Consider the following 22,217-nt stretch of genomic DNA (forward strand, 5'->3'; position numbering starts at 1 on the left):
TACCAATTATTTACTGACAGCTGCTTTTTGTTTTTCCTTTTTATTAACGATATTTTCCTCGTAGAATTGCAAAGCGCTATTAACATCCCCTTGATACACAATCCTACCTTTATCAACGACAATTCCTTTCGTACAAATATCCTTCACTTGACTATTACTATGCGAGACAAAGACAATCGTTTTTCCCTTTAAAAATTCTTTAATGGCTTTTAATGCCTTTTTTCTAAAGGATGCATCTCCAACAGCCAATACCTCATCTAATAGGACAATTTCCGTATCTATATGAATGGCAATCGAGAATCCTAGTCTGACTTTCATCCCTGACGAATACATTTTGATCGGCATGTCGATATAATCTTCAAGCTCAGAGAATTCAATGATTTCATCCATCACTTCATCCACTTCATCTGAAGAAAGACCGAGTACTGCCCCATTGATATAAATGTTTTCTCTACCAGTCATTTCTTTATGAAATCCTGCACCAAGTTCGATTAAGCCACCGATACTTCCGTTAATATCAATGTCTCCTTCTGTCGGAGCAGTTACACCAAGGATGAGCTTTAATAACGTACTTTTCCCTGAACCATTCCCGCCAATAACCGCAATCGATTCGCCACGATCGATCGTTAACGTAACATCTCTCAACGGCCAGTGGTAATCTTTTTTTGTTTCTTTTTTTAATAAGTTTTTCTTTAGTTCCTTCATAATCGTTATTTTACCGGTTTTTGAATAACGTTTTCCAACACCTGTTAAGCGTATTGCGTAATCTTCCATTTCGATAACTCCTTGTTATATGACGTCTGCAAAATTCTTTTCAAGCTTCATGAACGTAATCCAGCCAATGATTAGCACAATGATTCCAAAGGAGAAGGAATAAGCTAACATCGTAAAATCAGGAAGTTCATTATGAAGCAATGTTTTGCGATAACCATCAAGGATTGCCACCATTGGGTTTAAAGCAAGATATGGCTGGTATTGTATCGGAACATTCTCAAATGAATAAATGATTGGACACATATAAAACCATAGTCGAAGTACTAAAGGTACAGCAAATCCTACATCTCGCACATACACATTTAATGCTGATAAAAGGAACATCAATCCAAGCATAATGATTAACTGAACGCAAAAAAGGAGCAAAGCATAAAAAGCATTGATTCCAGGCGTCCATCCAAAATAAATCATTAACGCAACAATCCCAACAGAAGCAAAAGCAAACGTAATTGTTTCTGAGATTAATTTCACAATAATTAACGCAGGTCTATAAAAACTCCTCTGCTTAATTAACCCTGCAAAACCTGTGATTGTTTTCGTGGAACCATTAACAGCAGTGTTAAAAAAACGCCAAGGGATCATTGCCACCGTTAGAAATAGGGCATATGGTACCCCTTCACTAGGTAAACGTACAAACGCAGAAAATACAATGGTTAAAATTGCAATCAAAATTAAAGGCTGCAAAATCACCCAAAATATCCCTAAAATTGACTGTTTATATTTAGAAAACACTTCTCTTTTTGTCAGTGTCCATATGAAGTCTCGCTGGTCAACTAGCTTCTTTACCGAATTAAATATCATGTCTATTACACCTGTTTATATCTTTAAATTTGTTGGTATTACTAATTCCTTATTTCTATATAGAGTTTACCATACTAAAAAGATCGTTCCTATCTATATTCCTACTTTACTATGACACCTAATTAAAAAAGAACCTCTCCCTAGGTAGTAATGAATGCTATCGATCACCACGCTAAGAAGAGGTATTTATCACGAAACCCTGTTTATTTCACACGATTTTGCTTATTTAGAGGTTGTGATTTGCCTTCAATTAAATAATCAATCACATCAAATATCGTACCAGGCTTTCCGCTTTCTGGATTGATATACCTAGGATAAATTAAATACGCTGCAGCGAAGATCTCTTCAATCGTTCTGTTCTTCTTCCGTCTACCCACTTGTTTGCGGTCATTTGTTACACCCCATCCAGCATAGAACGGCATCCCAAAGCAGTGTACTTCTTTTCCTAACATAAGAGCTTCGAAACCAAATTGCGATGTCACGACATACACCACATCCACTTGTTCAATCAGTGAGATCGGATTGCAATCTGTAGAAATCAATGTCGTATTTTTATTTAATTTCAGGTCTGTGATATTCCCCTGTTTCTTCCCTGAGATAACATCTGGGTGCGTTTTAATATAGAAATCTGCATCTGGATGTTCCTTAATGGCACTTTCATACATTTTCATGAAGTCATCGGCATTTGCTAACCCAAGTTGAATCGACATATCACCATACGTTTGATCTACGATTAACACACGTTTGCGATTGTTCTTTTTAAAGATCGTCTCATCAATCATTGGAGCGTGATTATACTTACTTAAATAATTATCGGCAATTAAACTCATGGCCTCTTTTGCTGTTTCAATTATTTCACTCGTGATCCATGTGTCTTTATTTAAAATATTTTCTAGTCTAGATGGTTTTGTCGCATCGTAATAAACGCCGACATCATCGACACATACGGATAAAGGTGGATCTCCGTCAACACCAAGCCCACGTGATCTTAAAAATCCATCCTCTAGCGCAAGATAGGGTAAATTATGCTCTTTAGCAAATTTCAACGCTTTTTCTGCACTTGGTTTATAGCCCCATCCCGCAATAAAGTCTAGGTTTTTTACGTTAGATCTTGGATCAAACTCAAATCTTCCTTTTACAAAAGAGTCTAAGTTCGGGATTATTTGAATCCCCTTAGATAAGACACCAATTTCACTACCGTCTTCCCCTTTTACTTCAAACTCTTTCTGATTCCCTTGTTGCTTCATATTCTTCTCAGCCGCTTCTTGAGTTGCAGCTGCTTCATTTTGGTAGATCAAATGACTCGGAACGGCCTTCTTTACATCTTTCTTTGTCTTCGTAATTTCTTCTACAACGTTCATTAATTTAATGGCATCTTCAGCAGTCATGTCATCTTTCACATATGGGTTCATATATTTTGGATAAACGACATATGAAACAGCAATTAACTCTTCGACGGTTAACGTTTTTCTTCTATTTCTAAATGTCTTACGATCATCTGTTAATCCCCAGCCTGCATAAAATGGAGATCCTAATGTCGTAACAGGAATATCTCGAATGATAGCTTCCATTGCTCCGTTTGAATCAATCGTGTACACATGATCAATCTCACGTAAGATTTCATGTAGCTTTTCTGTTCCAGTTACAATATCAGCAATTTCATAGACGCCTTCCGTTGCCAAACCACTATCAGCGCAAGCTGCTTTAAAAATTACATCAGCTTGAGGATTTTCCGTTTTAGCAACCCATACTAAATCAACATTGGAGATACCATTATTCACAACATTTGCTTCAGGTTGACCTAATACCAATACTTTCTTTTTCCCTGGTGTAGGCACATGCTTGATCGAATGAAGTTCCTTCACGTTATCTCTCGATTTTAATAATGCGATCACCTGTTTTGCTCTAGTCAGTTCATCTTTCTTCATTGAAAAATCATACCCATTAAGCAAATCAATGAGATCGCTATCTCCCGTTGCTACACTTGGAAGGTTTTGTTTATCAAAACTTAAAGAGAATGGAATATCTGTATGATAATGGTCATTTAAAAATCCTGTTCCAACTCGGACGATTTCGATTCCTTGTTGCTTAACCTCATCTAACAACAATTCCTTTATATTATAGCCCCAAACAAAGGCTGTCATGTCATAATTGCTATGATCTCTTAGTTTTGGTTTGAAATCTCGTAACGCTTCTTTTCTACCGACCTGAACCGTTACATAGTCCTTAAAGTAGGCCTGTAACAAAGGTTGGTTGTCTGGGAAGCCAATTAATAGTGCAGCTTTCTTTCTGCCTGTATTCTTTGATTTTGCAAGGTCAATCTCTTTTAGCACACGCAATGTTTCCATCGCTTCTTCAATGCTAATTTCTTGTTTCGTAAATGGGTGCAAGTATTTAGGGTAAAGGATATAGGCAGCGGCAAATACCTCTTCCACCGTTAGTGTACGCTGTCTTCTGTCGACTTTTTGTCGATCATCCGTTAATCCCCAGTTCGAGTAGAACGGGGCACCCATTGTCGTTACTTTAATCCCTCTAATTAATGCTTCAAAACCAGCTAGAGATGTGATGGTGTACACATGATCAATTGTTTCTAACGCATCTGTAAGACTTAGCGGCTCAGTAATAACGTTTGCAATGTGCTTTACTTCTTCTGGGTTCGATTGGAGCTCTCGTTTTCCAAATAACACGTCTGGGTGTGGCTTATAAATAATTTGCGCATCCGGATTTTCTAATTTTGCAATCCAAACAAGCTCGTTGTTCGTCATTTTTTTTGAGCAACCGCGTTTAATTGATTGGTCGTCTTCTACTTGACCGATAACGAGTACACGCTTCTTTTTCTTTTCACCGTACAATTTCTCTACATTTTTATTCTCGACATTGTTGTATTTACTAATTGCTAAATCCTTTAATTTCGTAATACAACCACTTGCTCTTTGAACTAGCTCTTGATTGGAGGAAAAGTCATAATTATTTAATAAATCCTCTAAATCACTAGGTTCTGTCGCATCATAATACAAAGCTTTTGAATCGATGCACATTGATAATGGAACACTGTGTGATGCGCCCAATTGTACCGAGCGAATAAATCCATCCTCAATACGATGAAACGGAATTTTATTATTTAACGCATAGTTATGGATTTGCGGTTTTTCCTTATAACCCCATACCATAAATACCTTATTCTTATAACGTTCTACTTCAGTAAAAATATCTGAAAGCTTTGCTCTATCTTCAATAAATTTAACTTCATATTCTGAAAGGTACAACTCTGTATGCGGTCTTTTCCATTTACTAAATCCAAATAGAAAGGCCACTGGTTTATCTGTATCTATTTTTGGCTTGCTACTTTTATAAAATCTAGCTAAGCGGCTATAGTTTTTATCGCCTAGTATTTTCTGTGCTCTTTTTTTCATAGAAGACAACTTCATCCCCACCTATCTCAAAGTACTCACTAAAGCTCTCAATAAAAAAAGCAGGTAATAAACCTGCCTTTATTACACTTCACACTACATCCCCTTAAAAGGCAACAAGTACAAAAAATAACAAAATTTTACATAATTATATGTTAATTATTATGACAAAACTGACTTGAGCTTTGTCTTAACATGTAACAGTTCAGCTTCACTTATCCTTTGTTCTGTAACTACTTTTTGTTGCGTTGCCTGTTCAATTAAAGGCAGTCCCTTTACTTCACTTGTTGTTTCCCTTGTGATCAGGTGAAAATGAATATGTCGCACTGCTTCACTTATTGTTACACTGTATAACCTGTCAATTGAAATCACTTCTTTTAAAGCACTTTCTACTTTCTTAATCAGTGGCCCAATCTCAGCAAGTTCTGAATCCGTAAATTCGGTCCAGTTCTCTACATGACGTTTCGGTTCAATATAGATATAACCAAATAATTGTGAAGCAAGTGGTCCATGTGTAATTACCCAATTTTGGTTTTCAAAAAGGACATCTTCGTTCACCGTCTCATGTTTCTCACAAATTGGACATTGACTCACACTAACCACCCCTTCGTTCGATTATTGCGTAATCGTTACTAATCCATTAAGATAATCAGTCAAAAGACTGTTATAATCATACTGCTCTGCTAACATACGGTCTAGAATTTCTCGAACGGCACCTTCCCCGCCATTTGCAGCAGCCACATAATGAACCTGTGCTTTCACTGGAGCAACGGCATTAGCAGGTGCTGCTGGATATCCGACCACTTGTAATATAGGCAAATCATTAATATCATCGCCTATATAACAAACCTCATCCAAGGTAATCCCTAAATCTGACACGATGTCATGTAAAACGCTGAGCTTATCATGAATGCCTTGATAAATATAGTCAATCTTTAGTTCGTTTGCGCGCTTTTCCACCGCAGGTGACTTTCGCCCTGTAATGATTGCGACTTTCATTCCTGTATATCTAGCTAAGCTAATCCCCATACCATCTTGGGTATGAAAGCCTTTATATTCTTCACCATCTGAGCCGATAAACAATTTCCCATCTGTTAATACACCATCAACATCTAAGACTAATAGTTTAATATTCTTCAAATCAATCACCTACAATCCTAGATTCATAAGATCATGAAGATGAATCATCGCAACTGGCTGATGCATTTCATTGATCACAGGAAGGACATTGACTTTCTTATCTTCCATTAGTTCAAGTGCTTGTGAAGCTAATACATCTTCCTTAATGACAACTGGTGTCAGATTACAAAGTTCTTCCACTTTTCTTTCTAACACATTGTCGGTTAGAGCAAAGGCACGACGAATATCACCATCCGTTAAGACCCCTAGCATAAATCCTTGCGCATCAACGACTGTAGCTGCACCCATTCCTTGTGCTGTCATTTGGAATAACGCGTCTTTAATTGTATCATCTCCAAAGACTGTTGGGTTCTTACGCGACGTTTTTACAACATTTCCTACAGTTAACAACAATTTTCGACCTAATGAACCAGCTGGGTGGTAAAGGGCAAAATCTTCCGGTTGGAACTTTCTCGCTTCAAGTAAGGCAATCGCTAATGCATCTCCTAATGCTAACGTTACCGTTGTACTTGTTGTAGGTGCTAGCCCTAAAGGACAAGCTTCTTTTGCATTACCTATATTTAAGACAATATCAGAATTCGTTGCTAAAGTAGATTGAGAGTTTTTCACAATCGCAATCATCTTAGCACCAATTTTTTTAATCGATGGAATCAGATTAATAACTTCATCTGATTCGCCGCTATTAGAGATGGCAATGACTACATCATGTCCTGTGACCATCCCTAAATCTCCATGCAGTCCTTCAGACGGATGGAGAAATAGAGACGGGGTCCCAGTACTAGCCATTGTCGCATTGATTTTGCGACCAATGATTCCAGATTTACCAATGCCAGTTATTACAACTCTTCCGTTACATTGTAAAATTAACTCAATTGCATCTTCCATTGATGTGCCAAGAGAATTGCTAAGTTCAAGGATCGCTTGAGCTTCTTTTTCAAGAACTTCTTTCATGCTTTTCAAATAATCAGTCGTTACCGGTTGAATAGCTGTAGCTGTAATAGTATTTGGCATTAATAGACCTCCTAGAGTTATTAGTACTTTTTGATTACACGATCGATTTCTTGGACTTGTTTTAATACGTCTTCAATCTCATCTAATTTCACCATGTTTGGTCCATCAGATTGTGCTTCATCTGGATTTGGATGAGTTTCCATGAAGATTGAACTTACTCCAACTGCTGCTGCTGCTTTTGATAAGTAAGGAACAAATTCTCTCTTCCCGCCAGTAGTTGTTCCGTTTCCTCCAGGAATTTGAACACTATGAGTCGCGTCAAATACAACAGGTGCTCCAAGGTCCGCCATCGTAAGTAAAGAACGCATGTCCACAACTAAGTTGTTATAACCGAATGTAGATCCACGCTCAGTTAAAAGAATTCGATCCGTTTCTGATTCTTTTAATTTATTTACGACATTAACCATATCCCAAGGCGCAAGGAATTGACCTTTTTTCACGTTTACGATACGGCCTGTTTTTGCCGCAGCGACTAAAAGGTCTGTTTGACGACATAAGAATGCTGGAATTTGAAGGATGTCTAATACTTCAGCAGCCTTTTCTACTTGTGCTGTTTCATGAATATCAGATGTTACTGGTACATTATATTTTTCTTTTACCTCTTGTAAGATAGCTAGTCCTTCTTCTAAACCAGGACCTCTGAAAGAATGGATAGATGAACGGTTTGCTTTATCAAATGAGGCTTTGAATACAAACGGAATGTTTAATTTCGTTGTAATTTCTTTTAGTTGTTCAGCTGTTTCCATAATAAGTTCCTTGTTCTCAATAACACAAGGACCCGCGATTAATACGAATGGGTTATTCCCACCAAATACAATATTATCATTTAACTTTACAATGTTAGACATTAGCTGTTCCTCCTAGGATCTTTTCAACTTTTTCAATATCTTCTGGTGTATCGACACCGACTGCATCATACGATGTTTCGACTACTTTAATCGAAAATCCATTTTCCAACAGGCGAAGCTGTTCAAGTACTTCTACCTTTTCGAAATCGGATGGCGGTAACTCGACAAATTTATTTAAGACATCTTTTGGATAACCATAAAGGCCAAGATGTTTGAAATACGTATGCTCAACACCTGAGCGGTTATAAGGAATCGTTGAACGTGAGAAATAAAGAGCGAAACCATTTTTGTTGGTTACGACCTTCACGACATTTGGATTATTCACATCTTCTTGATGTTTAATCGCTGTTTTCGCTGTAACAACTGCTTCCGGTGATTCTTTGGCAGCTTGTACAAGGGCATCGATTAATTCAGGACGAATTAATGGCTCATCACCTTGAACGTTGACATAGAAATCACCTTCTACTTTTTGAGTCACTTCTGAGATTCGGTCAGAACCAGTTTCATGGTCTGTTCGAGTCATAATCGCTGTACCACCGAACTCTTCGACAACTTTTTTTATGTCTTCATGATCGGTTGCGACAACCACTGTTTCTAGTTCTGTGCTTTTCTTCACTTGTTCGTACACTCTTTGGATCATTGGTTTCCCATTAATTAAAGCGAGTGGCTTTCCTGGAAAACGTGTTGATCCGTAACGCGCTGGAATCACACCTACAACTTTCACTCTGTCACTCTCCTAACAAAAGATAATTGTATCGTACACTGTTTTGTCGATAAAAGTAATGGAAACATATACCATTTGCGTAAAATTTATGTTAGCTAATCTTCCAACAACATTTTACCAACAACATTCATCACTGTCACTTTATTGGGGGAATTGACGATTCCTGTAAGTGATATTACTGACGCTGATAAATATACAATGTTTTACGAGTAAATAAAATGGTATTGTGTACCTATTTTTGAAATGTTGCTCAGCTTACTCTTCCGACAACATTCTATCAACAACATTCTCCGCCGTCACTTTACTGGGGAAATTGATCGTTCCCTCAATTTGATAATGAAAACGCAAATAATACAAAAACTTATCAATCCGACTCGTATTGACCGGCTTTTGTAAAGATTGTAAAAGCACATCATCCAATCGATCTAGCTGAGTACAAGTTGATGTAACGCCTTCAATGTTATAAAGAGAATCACCTAGTGTGATGACACGCTTATGATGTGCAAGCGCTTCAATCCCAACCGTTGAGTTGATCGTTATAACAGCGATAGCGCGCTTGATCAGTTTGTGTACATTAAACTTTTTAACAAATATGACGGTATCATCCTGTTTGTACGCTTGTTTCAATTCATGGTAGTTATTTCTTGACATATCTTCAGGATGTTCCTTGATAATCACTTTGATATTTCGGTTTTCTTTTTCATTTATACTCTTTACAGCCTGTTCTGTCACTCGTAACAACGTTTCCATTGTTTTAATATTAGGTGAATTGTAAAATATTTGTGAATCTCTCGATACTTGAAAAGGAACGAATACATACTCTTTTGGCCAATCAATTAGGTCTTCTTCTCTACTGCTAAACAGTTTCTTCGTAATAAAATACTTAGATGCTTCCCAAAAGTTAATATGATCATAAAGTCTTGGGTTTAATCCAAATACAGCCCCAAGCATGCTAATAAGCTTAATTAAAGCAACCTTCAGAAGCGATTCTTTCGTCCTATGTTTCATTTCAGCATTTTCAGGATGGAATAAATACGTTTTTAATCTTTCGTCATTCACTTGTATCCCATCATAATAAGCCGGGTCTTTAGGCACTGAGGCATTTGCATTAATCCCTTTTGAATCATACGTAATTGTGTAAGGACGAAACAATCCATCTTCAAAGTACCGAATTTGCAAACCATATTTCGTTGCAATATACTTTGTGACTTGATCAATCCAATGATAGCCATTAAACAAGCAAATAACATCGATACTATTATTTCGAATATACTGATCGATTACATACATGTAACGCTTGTACATTACTAGTTCTTTATTAGCCGTCCGCTTCTTTAATATGTTTCTTTTATACGTAATGTTATATATCGGGAGCGACAGTAATTCGTCATCAGATATAGGATATTGTTTATTCGTCACATGAAAAGGTGCATAAAGAGTCTTAATTCCACTTTTAAACAACAATTCTCCTAGTTCAAACTTCATTTGATAACAATGATGACCTCTATGAATTAATTCATTTGCGATATCGATAAAAAATCGCTTATTCCGATTCCCTCTTAGAAACAAGTAATTAGCCATGTATGCCTTTAAACCCCTTACATCAGACAATTATGTCAATCTCCAATTACCGTTCGTTTTTGTTGAAACTCGACACAATTTTCATTTCATTTGTCATAATTTGTTTAACCTTCATTAATGTTACCTATTTTTCAACCCTAAGTAAACACATTTACGTTTTTTTACAACAATTAACTCATTTAGCATTAAGAAAATCGCTTGATGTTAAAATGAATGAACAATATGCCAAAAAATGCTATCTAAATTCGCATTGCTCCTATGCCATACTTTTACTATAATTACTGAGGTTATCCATATTCTTATTTATTTTCTTGATAAATCATGTAAGATTCTAAAATTAATAGAAAGAGGTGTTATATATATGAAGAAAAAAATTCTAATAACAATTGGAATTCTATTTGGAGTTCTTTTATTATCGCTGGCTGCTTACGGTTTTTATCTATATAAGTCTGTTACAGATACGGTAGCAGAAATTCATGTGCCATTAGAACGAGAACAATCTAGCAAGCGTGAAATCAAAGTGGATGTTGAACAAAAAGAGCCACTTTCTTTCCTTATTACAGGAATTGATGCAAGAGGCGACAATCTTTCAGGAAGAACAGATACAATTATTGTTATGACTGTTAACCCGGAAGACCAATCAGTTAAGATGTTAAGTATTCCACGTGATACGCGTACTGAAATTGTTGGTCGTGGAATGCAAGATAAGATTAACCATGCTCATGCCTTTGGTGGCATGGAAATGACCATTGATACAGTGGAACATTTCCTTGATATTCCAATTGATCACTATGTTAGCATTAATATGGAAGGATTCAAAGGACTAGTTGATGCGATGGGTGGGGTAACCGTTGATAATGCCTTTGCCTTTAACCAAAGCGGACATTCGTTTGCTGAAGGAGAACTTTTTTTAACTGGTGATGAGGCACTTGCGTATGCCCGAATGAGAAAAAATGATCCACGGGGCGACTTCGGAAGAAATGATCGTCAGCGTCAAATTGTTGACGCCGTTATTCAAGAAGGCGCTCAACTTGGTTCGATTACAAGAGTTGGTGACATTCTTGGGGTCGTTGGTAATTCCGTTCGTACCGATTTATCGTTAGATGATATGTGGAAAGTTCAGTCTAAGTATCGTGACGCCCGTCATAACATTGCACAAATGGAAATCAAGGGGAACGGCACAACGATCAATGGTATCTACTATTTGCAAGTACCTGAAGAAGAAATTTCTCGTGTCAAAACAGAACTTCGCACACACTTAGGACTTGAAACTGCATTATAGACAAAAAGGACTTTATCACTTGGTGATAAAGTCCTTTTTCTGTTCGATTTAGTTTCTATATAATTTCCCAATCATCTCAGTAGCATTATTGTAAATTGTTTCAACCTCGTGAAGATCTTTGTATAATCTCTTCGCAGTTGTTTCTAAAGGAGTATTTCCTTCTATATTATATATCGAGCCTAATGTTGATAAATTTTCATTCTCAAAATACCTTGTTAACTTATAAACAAATTGTTCGGGATTCGGTAACAAATTAATAGCGTTCATTTCCTCTAGTTCTTGAAACATTGTATCGATACTATTTTTTGTATTCATTATGTACCTCCCGCAAATAATTAATGTAAGCCTTTTCATTACTAATATTCTACCTTTTTTCTATAGTAAAAGCAATTCTTTTTTCACACTTTTCTACATTTCTTATTATTTATTACCTAGTCGATTATATTACAAATATAGATGATTTGTCCTATTATATGCAATAAAACGACAAAATAATTGCTAGATTACGATATTTGTTTCATACTAATTAATAGATATTTTTCCCAAGAGGTGGCCAAAAATGTTTATTCAAGCAAATGAACGTACTGATAAAGAACAATTTATGAAAGTATGGAGCACAATCGCCTTGGAGCGAAAATATCCCGTTACTGAGCTAGCGGATAATTCAGAAGCCTTTATTCTCCAAAATAAGGACGGTGTAAACGTCGGAACAATTGAGTTTGTCCCTTGTGAACTTGGGCTAGCGAGCAGTAATGATATTATTAATATATCCGGCGAATCACGAGTAACTAATAACTTAGGGAGCGCGTATCAAGTACGAAAGATGGGCGTTATTAAAGAGTTTGGCTCAAAGAAGATTTTATTAGATTTGTTGAAGCTTGCTGCCACACATGCCAAGGATAAACAAGTTCGCTATTATGTCAGTTATTTAGAGAAAAGACATTATCAAATATTAACGGAGAAGTACAAGTTTCGCATTGACCGTATGGGCGAAGATGTGAAGTTTGAAAAGAGAGTTTGTGTTCCCTCGTTAATCGATGTCTGGGATGCAATCAATAACACCCAAGGCTACCCAATACATATTAAATCGATTGCTTATGTAGTGAGGGGAACGAAGAAGGTCAAGTCGTTGTTCGTATAGAAATTCGTCATTCATATCTAAAGTCAATAAGACCCTCACACTTAAATGTGAGGGTCAGAGCTACAACTGTTGCACAAGCATTACATTACATTACTTTACTTTTTCCTCTTCCAACACTCTCTTCAAATAAGCCATGACATCACCACGAAGATCATCACGCCCAAGAGCGACATCAATGGTTGCCTGAATAAAGCCTAATTTATCTCCTATATCATGACGGATTCCTTCAAATTGATAAGCAAGGATCGCTTGATGAAGATTTAACTCTACAAGGGCATCCGTTAGCTGTATTTCATTACCCGCACCTGGCTTAATTTTACGTAAAATATCAAATATTTCCGGACGAAGGATATAACGCCCCATGATGGCATAGTTAGATGGCGCATCTTGAATTGCTGGTTTCTCGACAAGTGTTTCGACATGAATCACTCCAGACTCAACCTCAGGACCTTTAGGAGCGACAATGCCATATTTTGATACAGCTTCATCTGGAACAGGTTGAACACCAACCACCGAGCACTTATATCGATCAAATACATCAATGAGCTGCTTTAAACATGGCTTTTCCGACTGCACAATATCATCACCGAGCATAACTGCAAATGGTTCATTGCCAATAAAAGAACTAGCACAGGCAATGGCATGACCAAGTCCGAGTGGCTCTTTTTGACGGATATAATGAATATTAGCCAACCGAGAGATAGCTTGTACTTCTGCAAGGATCTCATGTTTCTCTTTTTGTGCAAGGGTCTCTTCTAGTTCATATGATTTGTCAAAATGGTCCTCAATGGCACGCTTTCCTCGACCACTGACAATAATAATATCTTCAATTCCAGATGCCACTGCTTCTTCAACAATGTATTGAATCGCTGGTTTATCAACAATTGGCAACATTTCTTTCGGTTGAGCTTTCGTTGCAGGAAGGAAACGAGTACCTAGGCCTGCAGCTGGAATAATCGCTTTGCGGATTTTCATTAGGAATCCACCTTTCTAGATTATATAGAGAGAGGTAATCAAAATTTCATCTACTTTTCTCTTAAGTAAGTGCTTTCTTATTTTGAATTACGAATACCAAGTCAAGTCTTGGCTGAGATTAATACTCCTAGTTCTCTAGTTCATTATAATATATATATAACAGGAACGCGAAAGTTTCGTTAAACCCAACATGACCAAGACCACTCTAACTGGATAAAGGCCTTATTCATTTGTTATATTACCTTTCGCAACCGTCGTCATTGCTTTTGTTTACCTTTTTCCGCAAATCCTCAAGTTCTTCTACAAGCGACATAATCATCTCATCACTTTTTACGAGCTCTCTATGCAAGGCTTGAATTGTCTCTTCTTCCCATTCAAAAGGATTTCCATTCTCGGGTGTTATCGGCAAATCCTTATATACATTCCCTTCTTCATGTTCATTTGGTTCAAAATAGATCGCAACTTCACAACCGGAATCGCCCAATGCAATCCTTTTTCGCAAACTCACTTTTCCGTAACCAAACCTTCTAGCAGCAATCCCGCCAAATACACTTGAGGTCATATTGCAAAGATGTGGAGCGTCTTGAACAATTTCCCCAAACGGACATCCAGTTGCTTTTACGACAACATGATCAGGGTGTACTTCAGAAATCGTAAAGTGGCCACCGATCGAATTCTTAATATCTACTATTACATCGGCATACTTCTCTACTGTCCAGTTTTGATCTTTACTATCATAAAACTCTTCTAACCATTCACCCGTTCTGATTCCTATTTGCCGAATGTATTCTTGCGCACTGTCCCCTACTGTCTTTGAGTGTAATTGAGCATACTGGGTTACCAACTTGGATAAGAAAATGGTGCCTGTTAATTGGGTGTTCATAGCCATTTTTAGTCCTCCATTTTACATACATAGATAGATAGAATTTTATTCTTTGTCGCATCATTTCTTTTTTAGCTCTGTTCATGAACACATTATTTGAATAATTAGAGAGAGGATGTGTCCGTATGAGACATTGACTTAATCAGTATTTCAGTTTTCGTTTACACATTCAACCTTTTACCTACCATTTTACATTTCCATTCCATGGTACTTTGATATGTCTCCGTCTAATACAGTTTTATTTAAGCCAAGCTCTACGAGGTGGCTCATGTAAGTGTGGAGCTTGATTCATAATGCCAAAAAGGACTTTATCTAGGATAGAGTCCTTTTGTGTATGTGAATGGATTTTCGAGTGCACTGCATGACTGCACAGCACTCGCGACAAGGTGGCACGCTGTCTAAATCATAAAATCCTGCACCCATTCCTTCGTTTCACCAATCGTTTGGTTCTCAGGGTTGAAATACGTGCGGATGCCTTTTTCGCTTAGAAGCTGTTCAAGCGTGAGGTGGTTTTGTTGCTGTTTGTATTTCACATCCCACCCTACTTTGTCGACTGTCTCACGGATGGCGCCGCGCATATTTGCAAAGAGGACGTGAATGTTTCGTTCTTCTTCATAGTGGTCGATGATCTCTTCTAACTTTTCAATCGAGACCGTGTCGATATCATTGACTCCACTCATGTCGATAATGATCCATTTCGTTTCGTTATGGAGCTTAATTAGCTTCTGTAGTTTTTCTTCTAAAAAGGAGATATTGGCAAAGTGCAACGTTGAATCAATGCGAAGGACCATGACTTTCTCTGACGTGACTGCCTCTGGATACCTTTTAATATCACGGAAAGTCTCCTCCGCGTCAACATATCCTAATTGGATAATATTCGGTTTCGCGCTTCGTTTAATGAGTAGTAGCAGTGTGAAGATGGCTCCAATAATAATCCCCCACTGAATCCCGATAAAGAGTGTGACGCCAAATGTCGTTACCCAAATCCACCCTTCTAGCGGCTTCACGCGAAAAAGGCGCCTCATTTCCTTTAGATCAATTAATTTATATACAGCGACGATAATAATTGCCGCTAAGACGGCGTTCGGCAAGTAATAGAAGACTGACGTGAAAAACAAGAGCGTAATCATCACACAAATTGCTGTCACAATCGACGCAATTTGTGTGACCCCACCGGTTTGGTAATTCACAGCCGTCCGTGAGAAGCTGCCGTTGACCGGGAACGAGTGAAAACAGGATCCAATCATATTCGTTAGTCCTAATGCTCGCAGCTCTTGATTCGAATCAATTTTGTAATGTTCTTTCGCGGCGACTGTCTTGCCGATTGCGAGTGACTCCATAAAGCCGAGGAGCGCAATCGTTAGTGCCATCGGAAACAGCATTTGAATCGTGTCATACGTGACATTCGGAAACGCAAATCCCGGAAATCCTGTCGGGATATCGCCGACGATACGCACTCCGCCTTCATGTAAACGAAACAACACGACCAATGCAATTGAGGCGATGACCACGAGCAACGCATTCGGCAGCCTCGGATTGATCTTTTTCAAAACGATAAGGCCGATAATGCTCAAAATGCCGATCGCAAGCGTTAATAGTTGAATGTCCTCGATTTTCGCGAACACTTCAAATAAGAGAAGGTGAACCTGCAAATAATTACCGATCTCAATTCCGAGTAAATGAGTTAACTGACTGACACCAATGACGATTGCTGCAGCTGATACATAGCCGTTCATCACAGATTGCGGAATAAACTTTACAATAAAGCCAGCCTTTGAAAGGCCCAAAAACAATTGGATCGCCCCGACCATGAGCGCAAGCGTTAAGACGGTCGCTATGTAATCGGTCGTTCCAGGCTGCGCGTACGCAGACACCCCTGAAAAAACAAGCAATGACGTAATCGCGACAGGTCCAACAGACAAGTGCCTAGAGGACGCAAAGAACGCATAGATGAGCAAAGGAATCGTTGACGCGTAAAGTCCCATCACTGGCGGCAGACCTGCAAGCATTGCATACGCCATGCTTTGTGGAACAAGCATGACAAAGAGCGTCAAACCAGCGATGACATCAAACCGGAGATGCCTTTGTTTATAATTAGGCGTTAATTGAATTGGAATGTACTTTTTGTTCATTGATCTGTTCCCTCCTACTAAGACCCGTTCGAGATTTGCTAGGTGTTAGTGGAATTTCGTGCGTTACGTTTAGTATAGCATAGCTCGTGCGGCGTTGCGTACCTTGGCAGGGCTTGCCCCCTTTTGTCTCTCTACAATAAAAGTACAACTTGTATTTTATTTTAGACAGCATTTACGCTTTTTACTGACAACTTTATCAGCGATTTTTTAATTTTTTCTAGCGAAAGATGAAAATTATCTAGCGAAAACGGAAATTTATCTAACAAAAAATGATAATTATCTAACGAAGTTGCCGAAATTACAGCGAATAGGCTTTTATTGCGATATTTCAAGAGGGATCAGCGAAATAACAAGCCGTATTAGCGAGGCCATTGGATCCGAAGAGACTCTGACCCCAAATAAACTGACTAAATTTCTGAAAAAATGCCTAAAGTTAACACAAGCTAAGCGAGAATGAAAAAGAACCTGCGGGGCAACTTATTTCATGGGGGTGAGAAAAATGAAAAAAAACAACAGCAACCGTAATACAAATAAAAATAAGCACCGTAAGAACAACGGGCTTAGTACTGAAAATGCAACAAATGTAGAATTCGCAACTGAAAATGACGCACAAGACTTAAAAAACCGCAACAACCGTAATTGCTAACGCTTGAAAAAAGCATTCATATCCTAGCTTTCAAGTACAATCGATTGGTGGTTACTACATGAACTTTACTTCGATTAGGAGGATGACAATGGGCATATTAAGCGGAAACCCGAAAGATGAACCGATGCATTACGGAGAGGTTTTTGGAGCATGGTCGTATTTGCTTGCGGCAAAATCTGCACTCGTTTCTCAACAAACGTTAATTAATCATACTGGGGATGACGATCTCAGGAAATTCATCACAAATACGATGGATAATACGAGACAAGAAATTGAGCAACTCGAGCTCTTGCTAAAGGAAAATGAAATTGCGCTACCACCGAGCCCCCCGGAACGTCCGAATGCACGACTTGAGGACATTCCAGTAGGTGCACGATTTAATGATCCTGAAATTGCCACAATGGCAGGAGCTGACATCGCTTCCGGTCTTGTCGCTTGTAGTACGATGATGGGACAAGGCATACGCGAGGACATCATCATGATGTTCGGTCAATTCCATCAACAAAAAGCAACATTAGGCGGGAAGCTGTTGAAAATGCAAAAAGAAAAAGGCTGGTTAGTTCCTCCTCCATTGCACTTGAATAAAGTAGCAGTCGGAGTGTAAGGCAAGGAAGTGTCCCCACTAGACAACCGCAATAACAATAACAACAATTAACTGCTAATCGATATTTGATTTAGGTTAAACGCAAAAGGTGTCAACTTATTCGTTGACACCTTTTCAATTGTTTGAATTGGTTGTTCTATTGTTGCGTTCACATATACGATCATATCAGCCATTTGTGTCGCTCCCTTCGTAATAAGTCATGCTGGACAACGGAGAGGCAAGCCCTTTCGTTAAGTGAATCCTAAATAAGAGCAGGAACATACGAGGCCACTGAAAAAGGTAAAAAGCAACCTACTTTTTCAGTGGCCTTAAACATACTTGCTCTTATTTATAGTAAGGAATTTACTGCATATGGTTTTGGTTATATAATCCAGTACTTACATTGCCCATGGTATTCGTCGTTCCCATTGAATTCATTGTTCCCATCGCACCCATATTGTTGATCGATTCCATCGGTTGGAACATCCCTGTCATTTGTGCGGTTTGTGCTGTATCAAATTGTGGTGGTTGGTAGTATCCATTTTGATTCATCCAACTCCAAATTTCATAAGCCATCTCTTGACATAAGTTCGCTCCATTTACATGATACATACGCAGCTGCGTATCTACGCATTCATTCGCCCACTGCATCCCCATCATTGATCCTGCTTTATGCGTATTCAGAGCCAGTGTCGCAATCGTTTGATCTGAGAGCATTTGTGTATTCATCATCGGCGCAGACATCGTCACTTGATGATGTGCATTTGGGTTCATATTTTGTGTATGGAAGTTCGGAGCTTGATGGGTTAATTGCGCGCCTTTTCCTTGTGCAAGGTTCACACCTTGTTGGTACGCATTCATCATTTGTTGTTGATGCTTTGTCAAAATCCCTTTCAACCGTTGATCTCTACATTGGTTCGCAAATACACCATGCTGTTCAATCTCCGCTGCCTTTGTTCGTAATGCTTCAGATGTTTCCAATAGTTCGTGAGCTGCTAAGTTCATCATATTCCTCCAAAAGAGTTATTAGGCTTGACCCAAAGCATAGTGTACGTATTCAAAGAAATTCCATACATTAAATAAATTTACTTTTTTTAATGTATTAAACAAAATCAGAAAGGCAAAATTAAGTCGGGGAGGTGAGTACAATGGCTACTAACAACAACCGTAATAACAACAATAATAACAATAACAACAACCGTGCAAACAATGACGAGCTTAATGTTGAAAACGCAAATGTAGAGTTCGCAAATGAAAATGATGCACAGAACGTAAACAACCGTAATAACAATAACCGCAATAACAACTCTAACTGCTAATTCACTTTTGATCTCTTCAGCTCTACGCAGGTGTGGGCGTCTTTAGTTTAGACCTGTATTTACTCACTCAAAGAAGCTCGGATAGCAACGATCCAAGCTTCTTTTTCCTTCCTTGATAACTTGTGTATTTGCGATGTCAATCATCAGGTTAATTTTGGTAAAACCTAAGGTTACACATATTAACACTTTATCCAGGTTATCTTATAAATGTATTGATTGCACCAATACAAAATTGTATACTGTGTGAGCTCTACAGCTCTGAACTAGGAGGGCATTTAAAATGAGTGATAAAGTAATGTTTTATACGACGGCAAGAGCCAAACAAGAGAATTATCAATTGAAAGATCTCTTTGGAAAACCCATTTTCCATCGTCAGATCAATGGTGACAAGGTCTACATACCATTAGATAAAGAACGATTTTGGGGATCATCATAGCAGATCGTTCTCCCTTTTAATTCCGGTTACCTTCTCTTGGAGATTTCCGTTTGATCATCTCATTTATCTTATTAATGCAATGGCTGTAACAACGTTTATGCAAAACGTTGTTAAAAAGGAGATCAGACATTTCCCTTGTTCATTACTAGCTCCCTATATCCATATCTTACAGACTGCTCTTTTTCTCGTTAGCTTGATAATTCATTCGATAAGAAGATGGGGTTGCCCCGTATGTTTCTTTAAACTTCTTTGTAAAATAGGCTGGGTTGTTGTATCCGACCTGCAATGCAATAGTCTCGATATTTTGCTCACTTGTCACAATCATTTCCTTTGCCGCCTTCATCCGTTCTTTTGTTACGAAATCAACAAAGTTTTCACCGGTACTCTGCTTAAAGATTCTACTCAGATAACGTGGACTTAAGTGGATAACATCTGCTACAGCATTTAGAGATAAATCCTCTGATAAATGATCAATAATATAATTCTTTACTTTCTCAATGACGTCATTGTTTTTTCCTTTATCTGCTTCTTCTAAATAGTGATAGGAAGATTTAATGACGGTAAGTAACCAGCTTTTATACTCATCAATCGTAGATAATTGATTAAATACATCATAGATCTGCTCATTTAAAATCTCACGTGTACTACAATTTAGTTCCTTAATAAATTTATAATAGTTGTACACTAAATCATATAATATTTGGTGGCAGTAATCGGCTGCATAATTGCCTGTCTTCATTTCAACTAAGATCGTTGCAAGTGACTCATTTACTTTTTTTATATCTCTCGTTCTTAATGCCTTGTTAAAGTTGTCTATTAGTTGGTCATTTATTTTTTCTTTGCTTTCTTCCCTTTTTAAAAGTTCTACGTTTGAAAGAATCTTACTTTCAGGGAAAAAGTATTGATATTTCATTAATGTTTTCAATTCTTTGAATGACTCATCGAGTTGTAGTGGACTCTCTTTCCACTGGCCGATTGCCGCCAACAGCTCTAACGTAAAGTTCGAGTGTGCATAGGAAGAAAGGTGATTAATGCTATCATAGAGAATTTTCGAGTCCTCTTTCTTTGCTCCAACGATGACGTCAATTTGGTGATCCTCACTCGATTCGATCGCCAAACATAGCAAGCCCTTCTCACTGATTTTTTTCTCTGTTTGCGAAATAAGGTTGTAAATAATAAATTGGCTATTTTCTAAACTAATCGATTGAATAACTTCCGTATTTAACGTTAAGGAGAAAACGGTGAAATAGTTTTGTGAATCAATATCACTATTCAAATTCAATAATTTGATCCGCTCCGTTAACTCTTCCCTGCTTTTCACCTTTCCGTACAGTAAGTCAACCGTCAATTTAGCTCTCATCATTGGAATGTTTTCACGAAGTGTACTCTCTAATCCTTTCACCTTAATTGATAAATTATTAATTAAATGATCAATGAGATAATATTCATTTTTCCCGGTTGTTTGCAGTTCCGTTGGATCACTAAACAAACTTTTTGCTCGATTTAGTAGTACTTTTACAGGGTTGTACATATTCATCGTCAAAATGTGTGAAATAATCACACCAATTAGCACAGCAATAATTCCGATGATGATTAGTGACTGCTGTACCGCTTGCGATTTACTATAAAATTGCTCAACAGGGGTAACATTGACAAGCTTCCAGTTTGTAGAGTCAATTGTATGATACGATACCATTGATTTAACACCATCGACATCTTCAATAAAACTCTGACTCTCTGTAGTAGAAAAATAGGTTTCTTTCATAAACTCGTCGTCTAGTTGGTAGCTCAAATCCTTGCTATTGCTTTTTGCAACTATTCCATGTTCATCAATAATAAAGATTTGTCCGCCGGATTCTTGTTCTGACGATTCAGACATGATAGACGATAATGCATCAGCCTTAATATTTATCGCAATATACCCGCTTTTCTCGCTTGCTGCTGCTCCTTGTGGATAGCCTACAATTAAACTCACTGCTTTTGCCTGAGGATTTGTTGAGTCATTCGTATTTGACCAAATTAGATTCTTCCCTGTTTGTTGCATAATATCTACCCAATTCACTACTTCGTCCTCACCATGTAAATACGTCAGTCCCCTTTTAGAGGAAATCATCAAATCATTCTGTGAATAATAAACATCAATTGATTCTAAGAGACTCGAATTGACAGACACGACATTTTGCAAGTAAGTATAGACGTTGTGAATTTTTATATAATTGCCACTAAGGGGTTCATCGAATAGAAAAAATAATTCTTCATTCCTATAATCAGGAACAGATAATCCCAAGTAAATTCTCTCCGTTTTCTTAAAAATATTTTCATCGAGCGTATTTCTTAAATATCCAAGCATTCTTTCGTTCACATTTTCAACTTCACTTTTGAAATTTGATGAAAAGTAGGCATAGGAACTGATTCCCATTAAGGTAATGGAGATAATAATCAAAAACACATATGTGAAAATTAATTTGTAAAATACAGTATTAAACCTGTTATACCATTTCATATGCATCCTCCTAAACCCCTGCCTACCT

22 protein-coding genes are annotated in these 22,217 nt (G+C 37.8%); 6 read left to right on the top strand and 16 right to left on the bottom strand.

The features are described from left to right. Nucleotides 1-6: 6 nt before the first annotated feature. From SLH51_RS01020 to SLH51_RS01060, 9 genes are all read right to left on the bottom strand, one after another. Nucleotides 7-774, bottom strand: coding sequence for an ABC transporter ATP-binding protein (locus SLH51_RS01020; RefSeq protein WP_335958425.1), 768 nt, complete (start codon nt 772-774; stop codon nt 7-9). Nucleotides 775-789: 15 nt separating this feature from the next. Continuing rightward, the gene (locus SLH51_RS01025) at nt 790-1,575 is read right to left on the bottom strand and encodes an ABC transporter permease (RefSeq protein WP_335958426.1); all 786 of its coding nucleotides are present in this window, start codon (nt 1,573-1,575) and stop codon (nt 790-792) included. Nucleotides 1,576-1,778: 203 nt separating this feature from the next. After that, the gene (locus tag SLH51_RS01030; protein WP_335958427.1) at nt 1,779-4,988 is read right to left on the bottom strand and encodes a capsular polysaccharide export protein, LipB/KpsS family; all 3,210 of its coding nucleotides are present in this window, start codon (nt 4,986-4,988) and stop codon (nt 1,779-1,781) included. A 159-nt stretch (nt 4,989-5,147) separates the two neighbouring features. Then, on the bottom strand, nt 5,148-5,579 hold the full coding sequence (locus tag SLH51_RS01035) for an HIT family protein (RefSeq protein WP_335958428.1): 432 nt from the start codon (nt 5,577-5,579) through the stop codon (nt 5,148-5,150). 21 nt (nt 5,580-5,600) lie between these two features. Continuing rightward, nucleotides 5,601-6,134, bottom strand: coding sequence for a KdsC family phosphatase (locus tag SLH51_RS01040; RefSeq protein WP_335958429.1), 534 nt, complete (start codon nt 6,132-6,134; stop codon nt 5,601-5,603). Beyond that, nucleotides 6,135-7,136 carry a KpsF/GutQ family sugar-phosphate isomerase gene (locus SLH51_RS01045; protein WP_335958430.1) on the bottom strand — a complete coding sequence of 334 codons (1,002 nt, stop codon included), beginning with the start codon at nt 7,134-7,136 and terminating at the stop codon, nt 6,135-6,137. A gap of 20 nt (nt 7,137-7,156) precedes the next feature. Next, nucleotides 7,157-7,984, bottom strand: coding sequence for a 3-deoxy-8-phosphooctulonate synthase (kdsA, locus tag SLH51_RS01050; protein WP_335958432.1), 828 nt, complete (start codon nt 7,982-7,984; stop codon nt 7,157-7,159). Next, nucleotides 7,977-8,708, bottom strand: a complete 732-nt coding sequence (gene kdsB / locus SLH51_RS01055; RefSeq protein WP_335958433.1) for a 3-deoxy-manno-octulosonate cytidylyltransferase — start codon at nt 8,706-8,708, stop codon at nt 7,977-7,979. The genes kdsA and kdsB overlap by 8 nt, the downstream gene beginning before the upstream one ends. 255 nt (nt 8,709-8,963) lie before the next feature. After that, nucleotides 8,964-10,319, bottom strand: coding sequence for a capsular polysaccharide export protein, LipB/KpsS family (locus SLH51_RS01060; protein WP_335958434.1), 1,356 nt, complete (start codon nt 10,317-10,319; stop codon nt 8,964-8,966). A gap of 331 nt (nt 10,320-10,650) precedes the next feature. On the opposite strand from SLH51_RS01060, the gene SLH51_RS01065 reads away from it, so the two are divergent. After that, the gene (locus SLH51_RS01065) at nt 10,651-11,571 is read left to right on the top strand and encodes an LCP family glycopolymer transferase (RefSeq protein ID WP_335958436.1); all 921 of its coding nucleotides are present in this window, start codon (nt 10,651-10,653) and stop codon (nt 11,569-11,571) included. 48 nt (nt 11,572-11,619) lie between these two features. Here the strand turns inward: SLH51_RS01065 and SLH51_RS01070 are convergent, their stop codons facing one another. Then, the gene (locus tag SLH51_RS01070; protein ID WP_335958437.1) at nt 11,620-11,886 is read right to left on the bottom strand and encodes a hypothetical protein; all 267 of its coding nucleotides are present in this window, start codon (nt 11,884-11,886) and stop codon (nt 11,620-11,622) included. 244 nt (nt 11,887-12,130) lie between these two features. Between SLH51_RS01070 and SLH51_RS01075 the strand changes: the two genes are divergently transcribed. Beyond that, complete coding sequence (locus SLH51_RS01075) at nt 12,131-12,712, top strand: hypothetical protein (protein WP_335958439.1); 582 nt, start codon at nt 12,131-12,133, stop codon at nt 12,710-12,712. A gap of 90 nt (nt 12,713-12,802) precedes the next feature. Here SLH51_RS01075 and galU read toward each other — a convergent pair whose 3' ends face one another. The 3 genes from galU to SLH51_RS01090 all read right to left on the bottom strand — a co-directional run bounded on the left by galU (nt 12,803) and on the right by SLH51_RS01090 (nt 16,702). Continuing rightward, complete coding sequence (gene galU / locus SLH51_RS01080; protein ID WP_335958441.1) at nt 12,803-13,687, bottom strand: UTP--glucose-1-phosphate uridylyltransferase GalU; 885 nt, start codon at nt 13,685-13,687, stop codon at nt 12,803-12,805. Between the two features lie 238 nt (nt 13,688-13,925). Next, the gene (locus tag SLH51_RS01085; protein ID WP_335958442.1) at nt 13,926-14,576 is read right to left on the bottom strand and encodes a methanogen output domain 1-containing protein; all 651 of its coding nucleotides are present in this window, start codon (nt 14,574-14,576) and stop codon (nt 13,926-13,928) included. A gap of 392 nt (nt 14,577-14,968) precedes the next feature. Then, on the bottom strand, nt 14,969-16,702 hold the full coding sequence (locus SLH51_RS01090) for a SulP family inorganic anion transporter (RefSeq protein ID WP_335958443.1): 1,734 nt from the start codon (nt 16,700-16,702) through the stop codon (nt 14,969-14,971). A 499-nt stretch (nt 16,703-17,201) separates the two neighbouring features. Here SLH51_RS01090 and SLH51_RS01095 point away from each other — a divergent pair, with 499 nt between their 5' ends. Further along, entirely contained in the window at nt 17,202-17,348 is a 147-nt protein-coding gene (locus SLH51_RS01095) for a hypothetical protein (protein WP_335958445.1), read from the top strand. Between the two features lie 88 nt (nt 17,349-17,436). Further along, complete coding sequence (locus tag SLH51_RS01100) at nt 17,437-17,952, top strand: DUF3231 family protein (RefSeq protein WP_335958446.1); 516 nt, start codon at nt 17,437-17,439, stop codon at nt 17,950-17,952. 47 nt (nt 17,953-17,999) lie between these two features. On the opposite strand, the gene SLH51_RS01105 is transcribed toward SLH51_RS01100, so the two are convergent. After that, the gene (locus tag SLH51_RS01105) at nt 18,000-18,125 is read right to left on the bottom strand and encodes a hypothetical protein (protein ID WP_335958448.1); all 126 of its coding nucleotides are present in this window, start codon (nt 18,123-18,125) and stop codon (nt 18,000-18,002) included. A 169-nt stretch (nt 18,126-18,294) separates the two neighbouring features. Next, nucleotides 18,295-18,939, bottom strand: coding sequence for a spore coat protein (locus tag SLH51_RS01110; RefSeq protein ID WP_335958450.1), 645 nt, complete (start codon nt 18,937-18,939; stop codon nt 18,295-18,297). A gap of 140 nt (nt 18,940-19,079) precedes the next feature. Between SLH51_RS01110 and SLH51_RS01115 the strand changes: the two genes are divergently transcribed. Continuing rightward, on the top strand, nt 19,080-19,250 hold the full coding sequence (locus tag SLH51_RS01115) for a hypothetical protein (RefSeq protein ID WP_335958451.1): 171 nt from the start codon (nt 19,080-19,082) through the stop codon (nt 19,248-19,250). 280 nt (nt 19,251-19,530) lie between these two features. Continuing rightward, nucleotides 19,531-19,686 (top strand): hypothetical protein, encoded by a 156-nt coding sequence (locus tag SLH51_RS01120; RefSeq protein WP_335958453.1) that lies wholly within the window; start codon nt 19,531-19,533, stop codon nt 19,684-19,686. A 166-nt stretch (nt 19,687-19,852) separates the two neighbouring features. On the opposite strand, the gene SLH51_RS01125 is transcribed toward SLH51_RS01120, so the two are convergent. After that, nucleotides 19,853-22,189 carry an AraC family transcriptional regulator gene (locus tag SLH51_RS01125; protein ID WP_335958455.1) on the bottom strand — a complete coding sequence of 779 codons (2,337 nt, stop codon included), beginning with the start codon at nt 22,187-22,189 and terminating at the stop codon, nt 19,853-19,855. Nucleotides 22,190-22,217 lie beyond the last annotated feature (28 nt).

Origin of the sequence: Halalkalibacter kiskunsagensis, from assembly GCF_037027555.1 — a bacterium.
GTDB lineage: Bacteria > Bacillota > Bacilli > Bacillales > Bacillaceae_D > Halalkalibacter > Halalkalibacter kiskunsagensis.